Source organism: Rhodococcus sp. IEGM 1366 (assembly GCF_033142425.1).
Taxonomy (GTDB): Bacteria; Actinomycetota; Actinomycetes; order Mycobacteriales; family Mycobacteriaceae; genus Rhodococcus_F; species Rhodococcus_F globerula.
Map to the genome: position 1 here is coordinate 130816 of NZ_JAWLRZ010000006.1, position 20550 is coordinate 151365.

Below are 20550 nucleotides of genomic sequence, written 5' to 3' on the forward strand. Positions count from 1 at the left end.
TTCGATTCAGTGGTGCGTTGACAGATCCTTGAGTTCGATCAGCAGTCGTGCACCGCCCAACGGGCTGTCGTGGAACGATGTGCTGCCGCCGTGTATGGAGGCTTGCTGCGCTACCAGTGCAAGCCCCAACCCGGAACCGGTCTGACTCGCAGTGGACCCGCGGGTGAATCGCCCGAACACTGCCTCTCGCTCGTCTACCGGGATACCTGCCCCGTTGTCGTCGACGGTGATGGTGAACTCGGCGGGTGCGGCGGCCCGATAACTCAGCGTGATACGCACTTCGGTGGCACGGCCGTGCCGCACGGCATTGGTGATGGCATTGTCGAGAATCAGACGAATTCCACCTGGGAGTGCGTGAATGCGATACGGCACAGGCGAATCGGCGGCGTCGACGCTCACGCGCAGATCCGGATACAGGCGCATCGCCTCCTCGGCGGCGATATCGCACACTTCGATCAGATCGGTGTCCTTGAAGTCCTCGGACGTGGACAGTTCGCCCTTCGCGAGTCGCTCGAGGTCTCGCAGGGTCGATTCCACCCGTCCTTGAGCGCGGGCGAGGTCAACCAGAATCTCTTGTCTCTGAGACTGGTTCAGATCAAGGGTGGACAGCACTTCGATATCTGTGCGCATCGCTGTCAGTGGAGTGCGTAGCTCGTGTGCGGCAGCGGACGCAAAGTCGCGGGCAGTTGCCAATGCCGACGTCGTGCCAGCTTGTGCGCTGGCGACGTCCTTGAGCATCGACTCTGCTGCTGCCGCAAGCTCGTCCGCCTCTCGGATGCCGGAAACCTGCGTCGCGAGGTCCGGGTCGCGTCGGGCGATCCGGCGGGTCAATTCCACCAGCGGACGCACAGCGGGGCCGCCGAACAACCACCCAAGGGCGGCGGCAGCGGCCACGGCGCCCAGTCCGAAGAAGGCAACCTGACGTTGCTGTTCGACCGTGATGTCGCGAGCTTCTGCATACGGAACTGCCAGTGAGACAAGAGCGTTGATGCCTTCGGCTTTCGAGGTGTATGCGCGGTACTTGGTTCCGTCGACTTCGACGGTTTCCGAACCCGGCGGCAGTTCCGGCAACCGGGTGGGTGTGCTCGACATGACCGTTCCGTCGGTGGCGGTGCGGATCGTCACCGAGAACGCGCCGGCGTCCCCGAACGCTCCGAGGAACGGGCCGGCCGTCGCAGCGTTGGCCACGAGTACCGTCGACGCGGTTTCGAGGCGACGGTCCAACTGTGCCAGGTTGTTTCGTGCGATGGCCAACGCCACGACAGCCCCGAGTGCGAGGACGATGAACGTGGCCCCCAACGCGGCAGCGGCAGCTACTCGGATTCGGAGTGAGTATTGCCGAGGCTTCACGGATTTTCCCGCAGGACAAAACCGACACCGCGCACGGTGTGCAGCAGTCGCGGCGAGCCGCCCGACTCGAACTTGCGGCGAAGATATCCGATGAACACGTCAACGACGTTGGTGTCCGCGACGAAGTCGTACCCCCACACAAGTTCGAGGAGGCGTTCGCGGGTGAGAACGATGCCGGAATTGTGTGCGAGCACTTCGAGCAACTCGAATTCGCGTTTGGTCAACGGGACCTCACTGCCGTCGACGCGAACGCGTCGTCCGGACAGGTCGATGTCGAGATTGCCGACGCGCAAGGTGTTGGCGCCTTCGCCGCGGTCACTGGCCGGGGCATTGCTCCGCCTCAGCATTGCCCGGATCCGAGCGATCAGTTCGGCGAGGACAAAGGGTTTGACCATGTAGTCGTCGGCTCCGGATTCGAGTCCGGCAATCCTGTCGTCGACAGAATTTCGGGCACTCAGCACACAGATGGGGATTTCGTTGCCTGCAGCGCGTAGCGCGGTGACGACTCCGGTGCCGTCGAGTACCGGCATGTTGATGTCGAGAACCACCGCGTCAGGATGCTTGTTCGCGATCACACGGAGGGCGTCGGCGCCGTCGACCGCCGTCAGGACGGTGAATCCCGTAAGCCTCAATCCGCGTTCGAGGGAAGAGCGGACGTCGGCGTCGTCGTCGACCACGAGGATGAGCGGAGTGTCGGTCACCGCCCTATTGTGCCCGCGGGATTGTCAGATTTGGGGATCAGACCGGTAAATCGGTGCCGTCCGGTCGTAGACCGGCCATGAACACCGCGACCAACCTCGGGACCAGGTTCGGCATGGCCTCGTCGGACAGTTCGATTTGTGGGCGGGTCAGTTTGGCCAGGGCCATGACAAATTCGAGGGGTTGAAGATCGGCGCGGACCAGTCCGGCGCTCTGAGCGGCGCCGATTGTCGCGGTCATCTTCGCTTTCGTCACCTCGCGCACTGCCAGAACTTCGGGGGCCAACTCGGTGAAACTATGTTCCACCAGGGCAGGAATGAGCGCACCCAGGCGCAGTTCCACGAGCCGATCCACCAACGTGTGCCACGCGTTTGTCGGATCGGTTGGCATCGCTGTGAGGGCGATGTCCGCAGCCTCTCGGACGTCGGTCAGCGTCGCGACGGCGACCGCGGTCACCAGGTCCTCGCGCGTCGGAAAATTGCGATAGAGCGTGGCTATCCCCACTTTCGCTAGTTCTGCGACCGCGTCGAGGGGGGCGTCGTGCCCACGCTCGGTGAACACCGCTCGTGCGGCGTCGACTATTGCGTTCCTGCGTTCGCGTGCATCGGCTCGCACATTCACCTCCGGTATTGACAGTTCATCATAACCGGAGGAATATCTTCCACAAATAGTGGAGGAAAAACTTCCACTTAGGGAAGGTGATCATGAACGTCGAAGCTGAAGCACGGGATCGCAAGAAGCTGGTGGCCGTGGTGTTGGGCTTGTCCGCCGTGATCGGGCTGATGCTGCTCGCTTTCGTGCTGCCCTCGGTAAACAGTGGCCCGCACGAACTGAAGTTGGGCATCACCGGTCCAGTCCAGGCAACCACGCAGATCAGCGCCTCGCTCGAGGCGACCAAGCCGGGTGCCTTCGACACCCAGAACTTCGCCGATGTCGACTCCCTTCGCGACGCGATTCGCAATCGAGACGTGGTCGGCGGAATCGCCGTCGACGCGACCGGCCCTCACGTGCTGATCGCGACCGCCGGCGGTACGCCGATCGCTCAAACCCTGACCGGGGTGGCCAACGGCCTCTCGGAGGCTTCGGGGGCACAAGTGCCCGTCGAAGACGTTGTGCCGCTGACGGCGGACGATCCGACTGGTGCTGGGCTCACGGCATTGGCCCTGCCGCTGGTGTTCGGAGGAATCATGCCTGCTGTTGTTCTCGTGCAACTGTTTCCGCGCAGTATCGTCAAGCGAGTGCTGGGCGCCGTCGGCGTCGCGGTTGTCGCTGGTTTTGCACTGACTGCCATTCTGCAGTTCGGCACCAATAGCCTTGACGGAAACTACCTGCTCACCGCCCTAACGCTCACCGTGGGTATTTCGGCTATTTCGCTCCCCATTCTGGGGCTCGAATCGCTGCTCGGGATGAAGGGGTTCGCGTTAGGCGCCGTCACGATGATGTTCGTCGGCAATCCGCTCTCGGGGATGGCGACAACGGCGGCGTGGTTGCCTGCGGGTTGGGGTGCGTTGGGGCAACTGCTCCCGCCGGGCGCCGCAGGGGCATCAGTCCGCTCGATGGCCTTCTTCGACGGCAATGGAGCAGGCACACCACTACTGGTGCTGTTGTGCTGGATTGCTGCGGGGATTGCGCTGTGCGTTGCCGCCGGCCGGAAGAAGTCGTCGATGCCGGTAGCCGAACCAGAGGCTGTGCTGGTCTAGCGGGCGTGGGTTGCGTACGGGGTCAGGTCGGGAATCGGCCAGGCCCCGTCAACGCGTTCCACGGCGAGTTCGGCGACCACGGTGTCCTCGTCCATCGGTAGAGGTCGGAGAATTCGAGGCTTTCCGGCCTCCCGTTCGACGTCGATGCCCGCGGAGGTCAGAGCGTCCTCGTCGATGACGGCGACGATCAGCGGCAGGGTCAGGTCGCCGAACACCAGATCGAGCACCGAAGCGGGTGCGTCCGGGGTGGTTGCGCGGATGAATCCCGCCTCGTCGTAACTGATTCCGCGAGTGGAGACCTCATATTCACCGAAGCGCTTGCACGCTTCCCAATCGTCTGCGATTGCGACGTGGACGAGTCGTTGTCCGGTCATGGGGTGCTCCTGTAAGGTTCTAGTTAATGAAACGTCAACGTAGCATTAATTGCGTGGCACCGTAATGGGGGACTTGATGGAGCAACCTCGCCGACGAGGGAGAACCAGTGACGCCGAGCGCGCTGACCGGCGTAACGAAATCCTCGACGTCGCGGTCGACTCGTTTCGGGAAGTCGGCTTTGCGCGAACGACCATCGATGCGATTGCCACGGCGGCCGGCGTCGCCAAGCGCACCGTGTACAGCTACTTCGGCGACAAGTCTGCGGTGTTTGCAGCTGCCGTCGCACGTCAGCACTCGTACGTCGAGAATGCAGGCAGTGGCCAGTCCGACCTTCTCGCAGCAGCAGTGGATATCGTCGTCGCCTTGCATAGCGAAAATTCGATTGCACTGCACCGCATGATGATCGGTGAGGCATTGCAGTTCCCTGACCTGGCGGCAGCGTTCTACGAATCCGGCCCAGCCAAGTCGATTGCCTTCCTGGAAAAGATATTGCTCGATCAGCACGGTGAGGAGGCTGCGCTGTGCGCGGATCAGCTGTACACCTTGCTGCTCGGTGAGGAACACCGTCGGCGATTGCTCGGGATCGCCTCCGAACCGACACCCGAGAAAGCTGGGCAACTTGCTGCTCGGGCGATGGGGTGCGTTCTGGGATCTGATCGGTAGGCTCGACGGGGTGAGCAACTCTGTGGTCTGGTTTCGACGCGATCTGCGGGTAGGTGACCTTCCTACCCTGAGTGCGGCGTCGGATGCCGGCGGTGAGGTGTTGGGGCTGTTCGTTCTCGACGAGAAACTACTCGGACCGGCAGGCTCACCCCGCCAGGATCAACTGTTCGCCAACTTGACGGCGCTCGATCAGCAACTCGACGGACGATTGATGGTTGTTCGAGGTGATCCGGCGGACGTGGTGCCCCGTGTAGCGGAATCCGTTGGCGCCGAAGAAGTTCACATCAGTGCCGACTACGGACCGTACGGCCGGCGGCGCGACGCTGCAGTGGCGGAGCAGGTGGAGTTGATCGCGACCGGTTCTCCGTACGCCGTAGCGCCCGGACGCGTCACCAAGGCCGACGGTGATCCGTACAAGGTGTTCACGCCGTACTTCCGTCAGTGGATGGAACACGGTTGGCGGGGCCCCGCGTCGACCGATACGCAGACCGTTCGTTGGTTCGATCCGAGCGGCAAGGACGGTGGCCCGCGCCGGGTGAAGATTCCCGTGCCATCCGGCTCCGTCAGTGATTTCGTCGGTGAGGCCGGTGCGCTCGAGCAGTGGAAAGAATACTGCGAGAACGATCTTGACCGGTACGACGACGAACGCAATCGGCCCGATCTCGACACCACCAGCCGGATGTCGATTCCGCTCAAGTACGGCACGATCCATCCGCGAACCATGTTGGCAGATCTTTCCAAGCGACTCGGCGACGGCGCTCAGGCTTATCGTCGCCAGCTGGCCTGGCGAGACTTCTACGCAGACATCCTGTTTCAACGCCCCGACAGTGCACGGAAGAACTACGACAACAAGTTCGACCGCTTACGTCACGACGGTGGAGCCGACGCAGACGCCGTCTTCACTGCCTGGTGTGAGGGCAAGACAGGTTTCCCGATCGTCGATGCGGGCATGCGGCAACTCGCGGCCGAGAACTGGATGCACAATCGGGTGCGAATGATCGTCGCGTCCTTCCTGGTGAAGGACCTGCACATTCCGTGGTGGCGCGGTGCGCGGTTCTTCATGCAACACCTCGTCGACGGTGATCTGGCGTCCAATCAGCACGGCTGGCAATGGACAGCGGGGTCGGGAACCGACGCGTCACCGTTCTTCCGGGTATTCAACCCGATTACCCAGGGCGAGAAATTCGACCCAGACGGGAGCTATGTCCGCCGGTGGGTGCCTGAACTCCGGGATGTGCCTGGCAAGGCAGTTCACTCGTTGAAAGCCATGCGGCCGGCGGACTATCCGGATCCGATTGTCGACCATGCGGTCGAACGTGAAGAAGCCCTGCGGCGTTACGGCGAGATCAAGGTGGAGTGAAACCGTCGATCGATCGCTGCCGAAAGAATCAGCAGGGAGAAAATCTACTCGCGAATGGATGGCTACGAGACTTTGCGTTCTCCGGTCATCAACAGTCCGACCAGCGCGGCGGCCGCGAGAACCATGACAAGTGCCCCATAACCGCGCGTCGTATCCACCAAGCCCACCTTGCCGACCAGATAGCCGGCCAGCAATGCCGGAAGGCTGTTGGCCAGGTATGCGATGACGTACACGGTGGACAACAGACCCGCGCGTTCGTGGTTCTCGGCGAGCGGCATGACAGTGAGGATGGTTCCCTGGAACCCCGCTCCGAACCCGATGCCCGCAACGGCTGTACCGGCCAGAATCAGTACCGCAGAGGATGTTTCAGCGCCGACGAGTGTGACGGCCACCCCGAGCACCAGTGCTGTGGTTCCGATCAGCATCACAGTCCGGCCACCGAGTGTGCGGAAGGTGAGCACTGCGGCCGCTCCGAATCCCGTCAGCGTTGCGACCATGACGGCTCCGATGAGAGAGCTGTGAACCTCGAGTGCGTTGCGCGCCAACGCCGGTCCGAGTGAGAGGTAGAACCCGCCCAACGCCCAAACCGCGATCAGGCACGGTGCGGTCAACGCGATCATCGTTCGTGCTTGGCGGGGAACGGCAAGGGTGGGGCGTAGCGACTGCCAGGCTCCTGGCCGTCCGCCCGAGGTTTCCGGCGCGGCCCATACCCCGAGGATTTCGAGAGCGACCAGTACGAGGAGAACCAGGTAGACAGTGCTCGTTGGTCGGGGGAGGTGCTCACTGATGAGGCTCGAACCCACCGCGCCGACGGCAAGGCCGACTGTCGGAGCGACACTGTTGATGATGGACCCGCGGCCGGGAGTGCGTTCGAGGTCGATCAACGCAGAACCCAAAGCGCTGATTGCTGCGCCGGTGGCGACTCCCTGCACGACGCGGGCGATCAGCAGGATCGCCAAGCCGTCGGCCGAGGCGAACAACACGAGCGAGACTGCCTCGAGAGCGAGCGCTCCGAGCAGGACCGGACGTCGGCCGATGTGATCCGACAAGGACCCGGCGGTCAGGAGTGTGGCGAGTAGTGCGAGGGCGTAGATGCCGAAGACGAGCGTCGACGCGAGCGAGGAGAATCCCCACATCTGTTGGTAGTGCTCGTACAGCGGCGTCGGGGTCGCGGACGCGCCCAGGAACGTGGCGATGATGACGGCGATCAGTGTGAAAGCTGCTCCCCGACCCAGGCGCGGGCGTGCGGTGCTCTCGGTCGGTGGTGAAACGGTCGTTGTCATAGCGCTCCCGTGCGGGTGGTGAAGACCTCAAACGCAAATACTTTGCGTTTGGGACGCTACGCCTGGCAATGTCCTAATGCAACATCTTTGCGTTAGGATTGATTCATGAGTCCGTCCACAGGTCCGCGCCCCGGTGGCCGCAGCGCGCGCATCCAACAGGCTGTGCACGCGTCGGCGCGCAAGTTGTTGGAACAGCGCGATCGAGCAGAGATCACGGTCCCGATGATCGCGACCGACGCGGGTGTGACCCCGTCTACCATCTATCGGCGGTGGGGCGACATCAACGAAGTCTTTGCGGACGTCTCGATCGAGAGACTGCGCCCGGATGCCGACCCGCGTGAAACGGGTTCACTCCGAGGAGATCTGACAGTCTGGGCGCAGGAGTACCTCGAGGAGATGTCCGCGCCGGTCGGTCGTGCGTCGCTGCGAGATGTGCTCATGAGCGACGATCAAACGCACGCACCAGATGGCACCAAGAAATTCAAGTGCGCCTTCTTCTGCCGTACGCAGATCGATGTGATACTCGCGCGTTGGCCGGAAGCTGTTGCAGTGGATGGTGATTCGGTGGTGGATCATGTAGTGGCGCCGATCATCTACCGAATTCTGTTCGACCTTGAACCGGTCTCGCCGCAACGAGTCGCGGAATTGGTAGACCAGGCGCTTGCCCTCGAGGTGCGGGTCGCTACGGAGTGAGCTGGTTTGAGTGATCTTCGAAGAATCTGCTAACTCCATTCGACAAGCAAGCGGCGTGCAGATTCCAGGGTTGCGCTTGCCTGTGCGGTATCGACCCGGGCCAAAACGAGCGCGCTTACGGTGCAGGAGAGGAGAATTCGGGTTCGATCCGCGAGCGTGGCGGCCGTAGCGCTCGGGAATGAGGCTTGTAACCCACTGGCGATCGCGTCGGAGAGTTCTTGCCGGTAGCTGCGAATCACAGCCGCGACGGCGTCGTCGTGCGCGCCGATGCCCGCTGCTGCGTTGAGTAGCAGGCACCCGCGTCTGGGTGAATCAGGTGTCATGGTTGCGATGGCGCCGCGCAGGGAGGTGAGGTAGCGCTCAACCGCGTCGGGCGTCGGATTGTCGGTCAGGCCGCGCAGGCGCGGGCGGATGACGTGTTCGAGGTACATCTGCACCGCCGCGTCGAATACGCCGCGCTTGTTGCCGAACGAGTTGTAGAGGCTCGACCGACTCAAGCCGGTTGCCGTTTCGAGGTCGGTGAGCGACGTTCCTTCGTATCCGCGAGCCCAGAACACATCCAACGCTGCGGTAATCGCGCTGGTGGAATTGAACTCCTGTGACCGGGCCATCAAAAGCCACCCCTTTCTGTATCGTTCGGTCCAGTATATATTGGACCGAACGATACAGAATTCGCCGAAACTCAGGAGTCCACCGATGAACGTCGCCGGCTACATCTTCGCGGCACTGGCCGCAGTTGTGCACGTCTACATTTTTGTCCTCGAATCGATCCTCTGGACGGCGCCGAAGACCCGCGCCACATTCGGTGTGAAGTCGGAGGAAGAAGCGCTGACAACAAAGCCGCTGGCGTTCAACCAGGGCTTCTACAACCTTTTCCTGGCGATCGTCTCGGTGATCGGCATCGTCGTCGCAGCAACAGGTTCGGCGTCAGTGGGAATCGCGCTTGTTCTCGCGGGAACCGGGTCGATGGTTGCGGCGGGTCTTGTCCTGATCCTGTCTTCGCCGGACAAAGCGCGCGCCGCGGTCGTTCAGATGCTGTTCCCGGCTATCGCAGTGATCTTGTTGGTGATCCACCTGCTGTAAGGATGGGACGGTCGGGATGGGTAAAAGATCCGATCCGGTTCGATAATAGGTGGTGAGAGGCTTGCCGCGTTTGTCCGAATCTGAAAAAATACCGCCGATTGGCGCGCACTTTTCCGAGAATGCTTCTATCCTGGTCTTGGGTTTGTTGCGCATCCCACACAAGAGTTTCCTACTTCAGACGAGGAGCGCCTATGAGGTTGCCGACTACTTGTTCTGTTGCTACGAAGGCTTGATCAAGCCGAGAATTGCCCCTGCCGGATGGTGCTCGAGACCCATCCGGCAGGGGCAATTTTGTGTGCCTAGCCGCCTAGCCGCCTAGCCGCCTACCCGCCGGCGAACTTTTCCGACGTGCCCAGGTCGATGGGCAACGCGATACCGGTGATTCCGCGTCCGGCAGGTCCCACCAGATAGAACACCGCGTCGGCGATCACCTCGGGATCCACCCACGGATGCGGCAGGAGATTCAGCTTCGACATGATGGGCGCGGTGTCCTCGAGAACCGGGTTTTCCAGATCCGGCCGGAATGCTCGAACCATGGGTTCGTTGTCGATCATCGTGGTGCGCACGTTGCCCGGATGCACTGAATTGACCCGGATGTCGGCCCAGCCGAGCTCGTTGGCCAATGACTTCGCCAATCCGCGGACGGCATGTTTGGACGCCGAGTAGTGGGCGATGCCCGGCACGCCCCGCAGGCCCGCCATGGAACTGATCAGCACAATTGATCCGCCTCGGTTGCCACTCATGATGTGGGGGATTGCGACCTTTGTGGTCAACCAGACGCCGGTGACGTTGATGTCCATCAATTCACGGAATTCTTCCGGGCTCAGATCCCACGACAACTTCGCTGATGCGGCAATACCGGCATTGGCGATGACGATGTCGAGTCGGCCGAACTTCTCGACACCGGCATCGACCGCTGCTTTGAGCGCGTCATGATCACGGGTATCGGCGACGGAGGCGGAGATGCGTCGGCCCTGCGCCTCTACCAATTTGACGGTCTGAGCCAGGTCCGCCTCGGTAGCCATGTCGTATCCGGCTGTCGCGACCGGTGAGCACAGATCCACCGCGATGATGTCTGCGCCCTCGGACGCGAGGCGCACGGCGTGTGCGCGGCCCTGACCGCGGGCCGCTCCGGTGATGAATGCGACCTGTCCGTCCAATGTGCCCATGTTGATTCCCCTGCCCGTGTGACTACCTGAAACCTAGAACATGTTCATCTTGCGGGTTCTGGCGGTGCCGGGCAGGGGAACCGGAAAATTTGTTATCCGCGAAGGAGTTTCGTCAGATCTTCGAGGACGGTCGCGTCCTCGATGGTGGATGGCACTGTGTACTCCTCGTTGTCGGCGATCTGGCGCATGGTCTTGCGTAGAATCTTGCCGGAACGAGTCTTCGGTAGGGCGCCCACCACCGTTACGTCGCGGAACGTGGCGACGGCACCGATCTGATCGCGGACCCGGGCGACCAGTTCTTTGCGCAGCGTCTCTGGATCGATGTCGACGCCGGACTTGAGTACGACGTAGCCGCTGGGACGCTGTCCCTTGAGTTCGTCGTGGATGCCGATGACGGCGCATTCCGCGACTGCGGGATGGCCTGCGACAACAGCTTCCATGCTGCCGGTCGAGAGGCGATGGCCCGCAACGTTGATCACGTCGTCACTGCGGCCGAGGACAAATACGTAGTTGTCCTCGTCGATGTAGCCGGAATCGCCGGTGAGGTAGTAACCGTCGAAGGTGGAGAGATAGGACTTGACGTAGCGATCGTCGTCGCGCCACAGTCCGGCGAGTGTGCCGGGAGGCAGGGGGAGACCGATCACGATGTTGCCCTCGGTGCCCGCCTCGACGAGTTCGCCCTTGCCGTCGACGATTTCGACGCGATAGCCGGGGCACGCGACGGTGGGGGAACCGGCCTTGATCGCCATGGGTTCGAGGCCACGAAGGTTTGCGCAGATCGCCCACCCGGTTTCGGTCTGCCACCAGTGATCGATGACCGGACGGTCGAGAACGCGGGTCGCCCATTCGTACGTGTCGGGGTCGAGGCGCTCACCGGCGGCGAACAGGGTATCGAGCGACGAGATGTCGTACTTGGCAATCTCTTTCGCGTCGGGATCGGCTTTGCGGACAGCGCGGATTGCTGTCGGCGCGGTGAACAGCGCCGAGACCTTGTACTCGGAAATGATGCGCCAGAACGCGCCGGCATCCGGCGTTCCGACGGGCTTGCCCTCGTACATGACCGTCGTGGCTCCCGCGAGAAGCGGGCCGTAGACGATGTACGAGTGGCCGACCACCCAGCCGACGTCGGACGCGGTCCACCACACCTGGCCAGGGGAGATGTTGTAGAGATTCTTCATCGTCCAGGTCAAGGCAACAGCGTGTCCGCCGTTGTCGCGCACAACGCCCTTGGGCTTACCCGTGGTGCCCGAGGTGTAGAGGATGTAGAGCGGATCGGTAGCGGCGACAGAGACCGGAGCAGCCGGCGTCGTGTCGGAGATCAGCTCGTCCCAGTCGAACCACGCTGCGCCACTGGACTTGTAATCGGCCGCCGAACCCGGAATCTGCTCACGATTTTTCACGATGACGGTGTGCGCCGGTGTCGCGGAAAGCTGCAGAGCCTTCTCCACCATCGGCAGATATTCGATGGTGCGGCCCGGCTCGAGGCCACCAGACGCGGTCACCAGGACAACCGGGCCGGCGTCGTCGATACGAGTTGCGAGTTCCTTCGCGGCAAAACCGCCGAACACCACCGAGTGCACTGCGCCGATCCGCGCACAGGCCAGCATCGCAATTGCTGCTTCGGGGATCATCGGCATGTAGATGATTACGCGATCGCCCGCCACAACACCTTGGTCGCGAAGCACACCGGCAAACAGTGACACCTGCTCGAGCAGTTCCGAGTACGTGTACGTGGCCTTGGTGGGGACCATCGCGGAGTCGAAGATCAGTGCGGTCTGATCGCCGCGGCCGTCACGGACGTGGCGATCGAGAGCGTTGAAGCTCGTGTTCAGCGATGCGCCCGGAAACCAGCGGTAGACGGGCGCCGTGGAGTCGTCGAGAGCTGAAGTGGGAGCCACATCCCAGTCGACTGCCTGCGCAGCGTCGAGCCAGAACTTTTCCGGCTGGTCCATGCTCTCGCGGTACGCGTCGGCATAGGTGGTGTGGGACGCCGGCTGGCTCTCGCTCATCGATGTGGGTCCTTTCCTCAACTTCGGACATCTGTGACGGGAAACACCTTAGGCCAGGTAGGGGACAGATTGGGGCTGAGGATGGCCGGGAAGGTTCCTTTGCGCTGGACGGGCTCGATTTGTCGGTCAGTGGCGGGTTTCGAGCGCGGGGTCAGGAGCCGGCGCGAGTTCTGCCTCCTCGCGTCGAATCGTGACGCGGAGTACGGCGAGCAGGAACAGTGAGAGAACAAATCCGGTGAGGGCGCCGAACTGATCTTGGGCAAACAGGAACACCTGCGTCACGAGAAGGTTGACGACGATGGAAGCCCGCAGCAGTCGCAACGCGCGTAGGTAGCGTCCGCGGAACAGGAACCACACACCGAGAATGACCAGGATTCCGGCGGTAACACTCGACAGCAGAACCACAAGATCGGAGATGTCCTGCGCGATGATCTCTTCGTCGGTCACAAACGCGACGACGACGCTGATCACTGCGCTGAGTGCGTCCAGGACAAAGATTGCCAGCACGACGCGACGGACTATTCGATGACCGACAAAGGCGTCGAGGCGGGCCGAGACCGAGTTGCGCCACTGTGTGATCCGCGATTCGATACCGTCGCCGGTGGGGGTGTGTGAGTGCAGACCAGCCCTGATCGAACCGGCCAAGTCGGCAAGCGTGGGGTCGCGGACTCCGTCGAGAACGCGCAGTGCATGGTTGTAATGAACGGTATCCAGTTGTCCGAGAGCAAGATCCGACAGCGCTCGCGCGCCGATGGACAGTCGATGGCGGTCGTTCATGCCGCGCCGGATCACCACTTCACGCGCTACCAGGTAGAACAGAACAAAGACGACGTACATGATGGCAATGGCGGGTTGGTAGAAGTAGTTGACGTCGGACGTGACGAACTTGCCGATCTCGTCGATGAACAACCCGAATCCGATGCCGCCGATCAGCGATGCGCGGTCGCGGATTCGACTGCCTTCCGTGATGGCTGTCATGACGATCGCGACCGCCATCAGTAGTCCGCCCCACAGAACATGCGCGATATGCAGTGCACCGCCGCCAATCTGGGGATATCCCATGGCAGCGAGGTAGGCACGGGTGATGAGCACCGTGGCAATCGAGGCGAAGAGGAACACTTCGAAGCGCGCCAGCGCGGCGCGGTCGTAGCTGTGCGTCAGTACGCTCGGATCGGTCGCCTTCGGATTCACCGGGGTACCCCCAAATTACGATAGCGAGAGATCCGCGCAGAGGTTCTGTCGACGGTGGATTCAGTTGCCAGCAGGGCGAGTTCGTGCGAGATTGCCGCCCCGACGCGTTTGGAGAACTCGACGGGTTCGTCTGCCGCATCGGGCCGTTCGGGGATGATGGCGTCGACGATGCCGTCACGTAGAAGGTCCGACGATCGAATTCCCTGGGCCGCGGCCATCTGCGGAGCGTGGGTGATGTCGCGATGCACGATCGCACTGGCGCCTTCGGGTGGCAGTGGGGCGAGCCAACCGTTCTGTGCGGCCAACACCCGATCGGCCGGCAGAAGCGCCAATGCGCCGCCGCCAGTGCCCTGACCGAGAAGCACAGAAACCGTGGGCGTCTTCAGCATCACGAGATCTGCTATGCAGCGGGCGATTTCGGGAGCCAGTCCGCGTTCTTCAGCCTCCTTGGACAGCGATGCTCCGAGCGTGTCGATCACGAGAACCAAGGGAAGTTGTAGTTCTTCCGCCAGTTTCATGCCGCGTCTCGCCTCACGCAGCGCCGCAGGCCCCATGGTGTTCTGGGTTGACTGCCCACTGCGATCCTGCCCGAGCAGGATGCAGGGGTAACCTCGGAACCTGGCGAGCGAGAGCAGGATCGTCTTGTCGGTCTCACCTTGGCCCGTGCCACTGAGCGGTACCTGTTCGGTGGCAGCATGGCGCAGTAGTTGCCGGATACCCGGACGGTCTGCGCGGCGGGACAGCATCACCGACTGCCAGGCCGGAACGTCGGGGATCTCGGGAACATCTGCGGATTCGGGTGCTGACGGCGCCGGGGGATCGCTGAGAACACACAGTGCTCGATTGACCAGCAGGCGAAGACGTTCGACGGGCACCACACCGTCGATGACGCCGTTGCGGTACAAGTTTTCCGACGTTTGAATGCCCTCGGGGAACTTTTCGCCGTACAGCGACTCGTAGACACGTGGTCCGAGAAAGCCCACCAGTGCGCCGGGTTCGGCAATGGTGATGTGACCAAGCGATCCCCAAGAGGCAAATACGCCACCGGTGGTGGGGTTGCGCAGGTAAACCAGATACGGCAGATGTGCCCCCTTGTGGAGTGCAACAGCCGCAGCGATCTTGACCATCTGCACGAAGGCAACGGTGCCCTCCTGCATCCTGGTTCCGCCGGACGTGGGGGAGGCCAGGAGCGGAAGTTGTTCTGCCGTGGCACGTTCGACGGCCGCCGTGATTCGTTCCGCTGCGGCGACACCGATCGAGCCCGCGAGAAAGCTGAAATCGCAGGCGATTACCGCGACCCGACGCCCACGAACGGTGCCGACGCCGGTAGTTACCGACTCGTCGGCACCGCTCTTTTCCCGAGCTTTGGCAAGGTCTGCGGCGTACTCCGGGCCGGGATGGACGTCGAGCGGCGCCACGTCCCAGGAGGCGAAGCTCCCTGGATCGAGTACCTGCGCCAGTAATTCCTCGGCCGAGATTCGCACAACACCCTCCGTATCAGGTAAGCACCTTCGCTGCGGACGAACCTACGGGGCGAAGTGCGTGAGTGTGAAACCGGATCAGCGGCCGAAGGCTTCCTTCCACGAGACGACCTTGCCGATGCGAAGGATGGAGCGCTGGTAGATCTTTGCCGCGATCATCGAGAAGATGACGGTCACAGTCACCATCAGCACGATGGTGCCCACGATCTGGAATGGCGTTGCCACACCCGCAGCGATCCGTAGCGGCATGAGGATGGCGGAGAACGGCGGAATCCAACTGAGAACGTTGCTCAGAGTTCCGTCCGGATTTCCGACGGTGGAGAACGCGATACCGAACATCGCCACGATGAGTATCACCAGTGGTGCGGCTGTGGCGTTGACGTCTTCCTGCCGCGACACCATGGAACCCGCGGCGGCATAGAGAACGGCAAAGAATGCGAACCCGAGAATGAACCAGCCGATGGTGCCGATCAGCACGCCGATCGCGGTTCCGGTCACAGTCAGAAGCCCGGTTGCCAGGCCCGTGCCAACTCCGGCTATCGCGTACGCGGCCAGCTGGAGTAGTCCCACCGCACCGATTCCGAGTACCTTGCCCCACAACAACTGCAACGGCCGAAGCGTCGAAAGTAGCAGTTCGACAACACGACTCGACTTTTCCTCCACGACACCCATTGCCACGTAGGTGCCGAACAACATGATCTGCATGTACAGCAGCGCCACCGCTGCAACGGACAGCGCGATGCGCTGACCCTGCTCGGGGTCTGGCGGATCGAGAGTATCGACGGTGACCGTGGCGGCTGCCGTGGCGTTGGCAAGCTGCGCCGGATCGACTCCCGCCTCGGTCAGCGCGGTCGATTGCGCTTGCTGGGCAACGGAACTCTCGACAACCACTCGCAGGTTGGTGTCGATTTCCTTGTTCGTGACGACGGTGACGCTACCGCCGTCGCCCGGTACGACTGCGAGGTCGAGGTTTCCGTCCTTCACGTCGGTGCGGGCTGCTTGCTCGTCGCTGTACTCCTTCACCTCGACCGGAGTTCCGATCGCGTCGCCGGTGGTGACAAGAGTCTGCGAGAGCGACTGATCGCCCACCACACCGATCGTGGACTTGCTGTCGTCACCGCCGGAGAACAGCGAGATGCCGATGATGCCACCGACAATCGCGATCAGAATGATGATGTTGCTGATCAGGAAACTCTTTTTGGCTATCTGCGTGGTGAATTCGCGCCGCGCGACCAACCCCACAGCGCGGGCCCCACTCAACTGTGTACTCACGCTGCAACCACCTCGCGGAACAGATCGGTCAACGACGGGCGTCGACGGGTGAATTCGTGAACCGGGCCCGTTTTCAGAGCAGCGTGCAGGATCTGCTGATCGTCAGCGGTGGCGTCGACGCTCAGGAGCGTCCGTCCACCGCCGTGGCTGATTGCCGAGACGCCGATGAGGTGATCGGCCCAGCCGGCGGGAGCGTCGGGCGCATGCACTTCGAGCTGGGCATTTCCCTTACCGCGCAACTCGTTCACTGTTCCGATCTCGCGCATACTGCCCCGGCTGATGATGCCCACACGATCACACAGGCGCTCCACCAGTTCGAGTTGGTGGCTGGAGAATATGACGGGCACGCCCGTGCGCGCCTTTTCGACCAGGACTTCACTCATGACGTCGACAGCTACCGGGTCCAAACCCGAAAAGGGTTCGTCCAGCACCAGTACCGCGGGATCGTGAACCAGTGCGGCGGCGAGTTGCACACGTTGCTGATTGCCCAGCGACAACGAGTCGACGGTGTCCTTGACTCGACCGGCGATGTCCAAGCGTTCCGTCCAGCGCTCTGTCGCCGCCCGTGCGTCAGCCTTGGACAGGCCGTGTAATTCTGCGAGGTAGGACAATTGGGTGCCCACCTTCATTTTCGGATACAGCCCACGTTCTTCCGGCATGTACCCGATGGTGCGGCGCACATCGAGGTCGACAGGTTTGCCGCCGAGCCGGACCTCCCCGGAGTCGGCCGCAAGCACACCGAGGGCGATGCGCATGGTCGTCGTCTTTCCGGCGCCGTTACTGCCGACAAACCCGAAGATCTCCCCTGGATGCACCTCGAAGCTGAGGTTGTCGAGCGCAACGACGTCGCCGTAGCGTTTCGAAATGCCGTCGATCGTGAGGGTGGCTGGCATGGTTCCTTCCCATCGGTCGAAATGTTCTACTGCGGTCAGTCTGTGTCGCCAGGTTCCGGATCGGGTTGCGTCCAGGCAATGATCATCGCCGGTGTACATGCGCCGATCAGCATCGCGGTGATTGCCATCCCACCTCCCGAGTACGCCAGTCTCTCTACATTCCACCCCACTGTCGAGGTGAAAATCAGGAATATCGCGACAATGAAGACCAACGTTTGGGTTACGGTCAGCGCGATCGAGCGGGCACTGTTGCGCTGCTGGATCTCCCATTCGTCCAGCGCATCACGTGGCGCGTCGCCCTGACGCCCTGAGACCACTTGTACAGATGTCCACAGGGGCAGAAATACGAAGGTAAGCGGCACCCAGAGCAAGGGCGCCACGGTGGTGTTGAAAAGAAATGCGACTGCCAAGACGATCATCGCGGTGAATACGACGCCGAGCGCGGTCACGAGCACCCGTCGGCGCCGACGGGTTCGCCACTTCGGCAACCAATGCCGGAAAGTTTCCTCTTGCTGCAGGAACTGTCTGGTGCGGCGCGCCTGGTAGCGGTCGATCAGATTTAGTTCAATCAGATTCGTTTGGGACACTGGTCTTTTCGCTCCCTTCGGTGATCCGGCCCGGTCGGTAGACCTCGGTGGACAGGGGGCCGAACTCCGCGCGGGAGAACACCGCTTCCACCGGGAGGTCGAACACGTCGCAGATGCGGAACGCGAGATCCAGGCTGGGGTAGTGGTCGCCGCGCTCGAGCGCGCCGACGGTCTGGGGATTTACATCGACAAGGTGTGCCAACTGCGCCCGAGTCATCTTTCGCTCGGCACGAAGTACACCGATGCGATTGAAGATGGGGAGCGAGGCTCCCCGCCGGACTGGGCTCATGCATCAAAGTGTTGTAAAAACCCAACGTTTTGTCAAGGATTCTGCATTCAGAAGTCATGCCGGCATGTGTCGATCGGATTAGGGTTTGCGATATGGCTACGGATGAATTGGTGCTCGAGAAGTCCCATGTTGTGATTCAGGTGCGCGAGGACGGCAGCTACAGCGTGGGGTCGCAAGGCCGGGGCGAGGTCTGGCACGCGCCGATGGAAAAAGGTGCCGTCGTCGGCATCGGGCAGCACACGCCCGGCGACGTCGAGGGTGAATCGTGGTGGGTGGTGTACGGGCAATCCGATGCGCAGGCCGACGTGACGGTTCGCCTCGAGGACGGTTCCCACGTTCCGGTACTGCGCATCGGCGACATCTTCGTTTGTGAATGGGTGAGTGTGCCGCAGCGGGCGTTGCTCTATCGATCGGATCGTCCGGTGGAGTCTCAGCCGACCAACTTGTCGGTGCTCTTTGCCCGTCCGCGGTTCATGCCCAACGCGCCGTTCCCGGAGAACGATCGCCTGTAGAGAGTGTTACGGTACGTACTGTACCGTTTAGAATATGACGTCCTGGCCCGCAGAACTTCCCGTTGTTCAACTGCGCATTGCGCGCCCCACCGATCGGCTTGCCGAGGTAATTGCCTTCTATCGCGATTGTGTGGGCTTTGCCGAGTTGTATCGATTTGCCGGGCATGCGGGATACGACGGCATCATGCTCGGGCTGCCGGATGCGAGTTATCACCTCGAATTCACTACTCACGAGGATGGCAGTCCATGTCCGGCGCCCACCCGCGACAATCTGCTGGTTCTGTACTTCACCGGAGAGTCTGCGATGTACGAGGTGGTGCAGCGGTTGGGTGAGGCCGGGCATGAACCGGTCGAGTCCGAGAACCCGTACTGGATCGAGAACGGCGGCATGACCTTCGAGGATCCCGACGGATGGCGCCTGGTCCTCATGCCGCGGCCGGTGCTCTAAATGGTGCGCACGCGTGACGACCGTATCGACGACGCCGTCATTACCGCAGCTTTGGAGTTGTTGGCAGAGAAGGGTTATGCCGAGCTGTCGATCGGATCCGTCGCATCGAGAGCCGGTATTCACAGGCCCGCGATTTACCGGCGATGGCCGTCCAAGCGGCATCTGGTTGTCGATGTTGTTGTCGGACAGATCGGTATCCATCCGACGCCGGATACCGGCGATCTTCGCGCCGATCTGATCGCCGGCATCACGACTGTGGTTGTGGGACTGCGGGACACCGTTGTCGGCTCCGTGCTTCCAGCGCTGGTTGCGGACCTGGCGGCAGACCCGGAACTGGCCAGCACTTTCCGTGAGTCCTTCTTCGAGCCGCGACGCAATTCCACTGCGGCAGTGCTGGAATCGGCGCGCGCTCGGGGCGAGATTCGTGAGGACTTCGACCTGGGTTTTGTGCTCGACGCACTCGCAGCACCAGTCTATTACCGGGCGCTGTTCCGGCACCTACCCCTGGACGTGCACCTTGCGGAGCAGGCGGTCGATACGGTCCTGCTCACATTGGCACCGCGCGAAGAATCGTGATTTCTTTTTCGGCTCAGTTCAATTCGAGCGGATCTGGACCGACACGAGTGTTTGTGTTCAGCGCGTCGATTGCTGCCGACTGATCGGCGCTCAGAGCAAAGTCGAAGATATCGGCGTTGTCGCGCATGCGCTGCGGTGTCACTGTCTTCGACAGTACGGTGTGGCCCTGTTCGATGTGCCAGCGCAAAATGACCTGCGCCGGCGATTTGCCCAGTGCCGCAGCGATGTCGACGATCGTCGGATCATCGAGGATGGTGCCCTGGCCGAGCGGGCTCCACGCCTCGATCTCTATACCGCGGTCTTGTGCATATTTCCGCGATGTGTGCTGTGCCAGCCTGGGGTGCAGCTCGATCTGGTTGACGGCGGGTGTGATCGAACTGTGCTCTGCCAGTAGATCGAGGTGCTCGGGGAGGAAGTTGGAGACGCCGATTGCTCGGGTACGTCCGGACGCGAGGATTTCCTCGAACGCCGCCCAGGTCTGCGCGATCAGGCCCTTGCCCGGCGCCGGCCAGTGGATCAGGTACAGGTCGACGTAGTCCAGGCCGAGCTTGCTCAAACTGGTGTCGAACGCTGCCAGTGTGCGGTCGCGGCCCTGATCGTCGTTCCACAACTTGGTGGTCACGAACAGTTCGTGTCGGGGGATGTCCGAGGCCGCGATTGCGCGGCCGACGCCGGCTTCGTTTCCGTAGATCGACGCGGTGTCGATGTGGCGATATCCCAGGTCGAGGGCGGTAGCGGTGACATCCTCGGTCTGCTCGTCCGGAACTTGGAACACGCCGTATCCGAGTTGCGGAATGGTGATCGGTTCGCCGGTGGTTCCGTGGGTCAGTGTGCGGTCGGGTATCGACAACATCGTGGGTGCCTTTCGAGACTCGAGGTGCCGCGACGGCCTTCTGGGCCGCAGCGACCTATGCCGC

Annotated in this window: 23 protein-coding genes; 8 read left to right on the plus strand and 15 right to left on the minus strand. The window is 62.1% G+C overall.

The annotated features are described in order from the left end of the window. Positions 1 to 6: 6 nt before the first annotated feature. From R4P64_RS18905 to R4P64_RS18915, 3 genes are read right to left on the minus strand one after another with little or no spacing between them, the layout of a single operon-like run. Positions 7 to 1350: a HAMP domain-containing sensor histidine kinase gene (locus R4P64_RS18905; protein ID WP_317822215.1), complete on the minus strand. Its 1344-nt coding sequence runs from the start codon at positions 1348 to 1350 to the stop codon at positions 7 to 9. Further along, positions 1347 to 2051: a response regulator transcription factor gene (locus R4P64_RS18910; protein WP_033234120.1), complete on the minus strand. Its 705-nt coding sequence runs from the start codon at positions 2049 to 2051 to the stop codon at positions 1347 to 1349. Before R4P64_RS18910 ends, R4P64_RS18905 begins: the two co-directional genes overlap by 4 nt. A gap of 37 nt (positions 2052 to 2088) precedes the next feature. Continuing rightward, entirely contained in the window at positions 2089 to 2664 is a 576-nt protein-coding gene (locus R4P64_RS18915) for a TetR/AcrR family transcriptional regulator (protein WP_033234121.1), read from the minus strand. Between the two features lie 89 nt (positions 2665 to 2753). Here R4P64_RS18915 and R4P64_RS18920 point away from each other — a divergent pair, with 89 nt between their 5' ends. Continuing rightward, the gene (locus R4P64_RS18920; protein ID WP_045069791.1) at positions 2754 to 3749 is read left to right on the plus strand and encodes a hypothetical protein; all 996 of its coding nucleotides are present in this window, start codon (positions 2754 to 2756) and stop codon (positions 3747 to 3749) included. Here the strand turns inward: R4P64_RS18920 and R4P64_RS18925 are convergent. Then, positions 3746 to 4123, minus strand: a complete 378-nt coding sequence (locus R4P64_RS18925; protein ID WP_317822218.1) for a DUF952 domain-containing protein — start codon at positions 4121 to 4123, stop codon at positions 3746 to 3748. The genes R4P64_RS18920 and R4P64_RS18925 overlap by 4 nt on opposite strands. Before the next feature lie 76 nt (positions 4124 to 4199). Between R4P64_RS18925 and R4P64_RS18930 the strand changes: the two genes are divergently transcribed. Both R4P64_RS18930 and R4P64_RS18935 read left to right on the plus strand, forming a co-directional pair. Beyond that, entirely contained in the window at positions 4200 to 4787 is a 588-nt protein-coding gene (locus R4P64_RS18930; protein WP_095888704.1) for a TetR/AcrR family transcriptional regulator, read from the plus strand. Positions 4788 to 4797: 10 nt separating this feature from the next. Then, on the plus strand, positions 4798 to 6147 hold the full coding sequence (locus R4P64_RS18935) for a cryptochrome/photolyase family protein (protein ID WP_095888703.1): 1350 nt from the start codon (positions 4798 to 4800) through the stop codon (positions 6145 to 6147). A 62-nt stretch (positions 6148 to 6209) separates the two neighbouring features. Here R4P64_RS18935 and R4P64_RS18940 read toward each other — a convergent pair whose 3' ends face one another. Further along, complete coding sequence (locus R4P64_RS18940; protein ID WP_317822221.1) at positions 6210 to 7430, minus strand: MFS transporter; 1221 nt, start codon at positions 7428 to 7430, stop codon at positions 6210 to 6212. Positions 7431 to 7535: 105 nt separating this feature from the next. Between R4P64_RS18940 and R4P64_RS18945 the strand changes: the two genes are divergently transcribed. Beyond that, a complete protein-coding gene (locus tag R4P64_RS18945; RefSeq protein WP_033234124.1) occupies positions 7536 to 8123 on the plus strand; it encodes a TetR/AcrR family transcriptional regulator in 588 nt (195 codons plus the stop codon). A 29-nt stretch (positions 8124 to 8152) separates the two neighbouring features. Here R4P64_RS18945 and R4P64_RS18950 read toward each other — a convergent pair whose 3' ends face one another. After that, complete coding sequence (locus tag R4P64_RS18950) at positions 8153 to 8734, minus strand: TetR/AcrR family transcriptional regulator (RefSeq protein ID WP_033234125.1); 582 nt, start codon at positions 8732 to 8734, stop codon at positions 8153 to 8155. Between the two features lie 85 nt (positions 8735 to 8819). Between R4P64_RS18950 and R4P64_RS18955 the strand changes: the two genes are divergently transcribed. After that, a complete protein-coding gene (locus tag R4P64_RS18955; protein ID WP_033234126.1) occupies positions 8820 to 9206 on the plus strand; it encodes a DUF1304 domain-containing protein in 387 nt (128 codons plus the stop codon). A gap of 323 nt (positions 9207 to 9529) precedes the next feature. Here R4P64_RS18955 and R4P64_RS18960 read toward each other — a convergent pair whose 3' ends face one another. The 8 genes from R4P64_RS18960 to R4P64_RS18995 all read right to left on the minus strand — a co-directional run bounded on the left by R4P64_RS18960 (position 9530) and on the right by R4P64_RS18995 (position 18097). Continuing rightward, on the minus strand, positions 9530 to 10375 hold the full coding sequence (locus R4P64_RS18960) for a mycofactocin-coupled SDR family oxidoreductase (protein WP_033234127.1): 846 nt from the start codon (positions 10373 to 10375) through the stop codon (positions 9530 to 9532). A gap of 92 nt (positions 10376 to 10467) precedes the next feature. Next, the gene (locus R4P64_RS18965) at positions 10468 to 12384 is read right to left on the minus strand and encodes a propionyl-CoA synthetase (RefSeq protein ID WP_045069082.1); all 1917 of its coding nucleotides are present in this window, start codon (positions 12382 to 12384) and stop codon (positions 10468 to 10470) included. 126 nt (positions 12385 to 12510) lie between these two features. Further along, complete coding sequence (locus R4P64_RS18970; protein WP_317822224.1) at positions 12511 to 13575, minus strand: hypothetical protein; 1065 nt, start codon at positions 13573 to 13575, stop codon at positions 12511 to 12513. Beyond that, complete coding sequence (locus R4P64_RS18975; RefSeq protein WP_033234129.1) at positions 13572 to 15059, minus strand: acetyl-coenzyme A carboxylase carboxyl transferase subunits beta/alpha; 1488 nt, start codon at positions 15057 to 15059, stop codon at positions 13572 to 13574. The genes R4P64_RS18970 and R4P64_RS18975 overlap by 4 nt, the downstream gene beginning before the upstream one ends. 75 nt (positions 15060 to 15134) lie before the next feature. Next, positions 15135 to 16328, minus strand: a complete 1194-nt coding sequence (locus R4P64_RS18980) for an ABC transporter permease (protein WP_092806647.1) — start codon at positions 16326 to 16328, stop codon at positions 15135 to 15137. Beyond that, the gene (locus R4P64_RS18985) at positions 16325 to 17221 is read right to left on the minus strand and encodes an ABC transporter ATP-binding protein (protein ID WP_033234131.1); all 897 of its coding nucleotides are present in this window, start codon (positions 17219 to 17221) and stop codon (positions 16325 to 16327) included. Before R4P64_RS18985 ends, R4P64_RS18980 begins: the two co-directional genes overlap by 4 nt. Before the next feature lie 35 nt (positions 17222 to 17256). Beyond that, the gene (locus R4P64_RS18990; RefSeq protein ID WP_095888705.1) at positions 17257 to 17793 is read right to left on the minus strand and encodes a hypothetical protein; all 537 of its coding nucleotides are present in this window, start codon (positions 17791 to 17793) and stop codon (positions 17257 to 17259) included. Further along, a complete protein-coding gene (locus R4P64_RS18995) occupies positions 17786 to 18097 on the minus strand; it encodes a helix-turn-helix transcriptional regulator (protein ID WP_033234132.1) in 312 nt (103 codons plus the stop codon). Before R4P64_RS18995 ends, R4P64_RS18990 begins: the two co-directional genes overlap by 8 nt. 92 nt (positions 18098 to 18189) lie before the next feature. Here R4P64_RS18995 and R4P64_RS19000 point away from each other — a divergent pair, with 92 nt between their 5' ends. The 3 genes from R4P64_RS19000 to R4P64_RS19010 are packed head-to-tail and all read left to right on the plus strand — an operon-like array spanning position 18190 to position 19633. Then, on the plus strand, positions 18190 to 18609 hold the full coding sequence (locus R4P64_RS19000; protein ID WP_317822227.1) for a hypothetical protein: 420 nt from the start codon (positions 18190 to 18192) through the stop codon (positions 18607 to 18609). 34 nt (positions 18610 to 18643) lie between these two features. Continuing rightward, the gene (locus R4P64_RS19005; RefSeq protein WP_033234134.1) at positions 18644 to 19057 is read left to right on the plus strand and encodes a VOC family protein; all 414 of its coding nucleotides are present in this window, start codon (positions 18644 to 18646) and stop codon (positions 19055 to 19057) included. After that, positions 19058 to 19633, plus strand: coding sequence for a TetR/AcrR family transcriptional regulator (locus tag R4P64_RS19010; RefSeq protein ID WP_033234135.1), 576 nt, complete (start codon positions 19058 to 19060; stop codon positions 19631 to 19633). A 13-nt stretch (positions 19634 to 19646) separates the two neighbouring features. Here R4P64_RS19010 and R4P64_RS19015 read toward each other — a convergent pair whose 3' ends face one another. Next, on the minus strand, positions 19647 to 20486 hold the full coding sequence (locus tag R4P64_RS19015) for an aldo/keto reductase (RefSeq protein ID WP_317822229.1): 840 nt from the start codon (positions 20484 to 20486) through the stop codon (positions 19647 to 19649). Between the last annotated feature and the right edge of the window lie 64 nt (positions 20487 to 20550).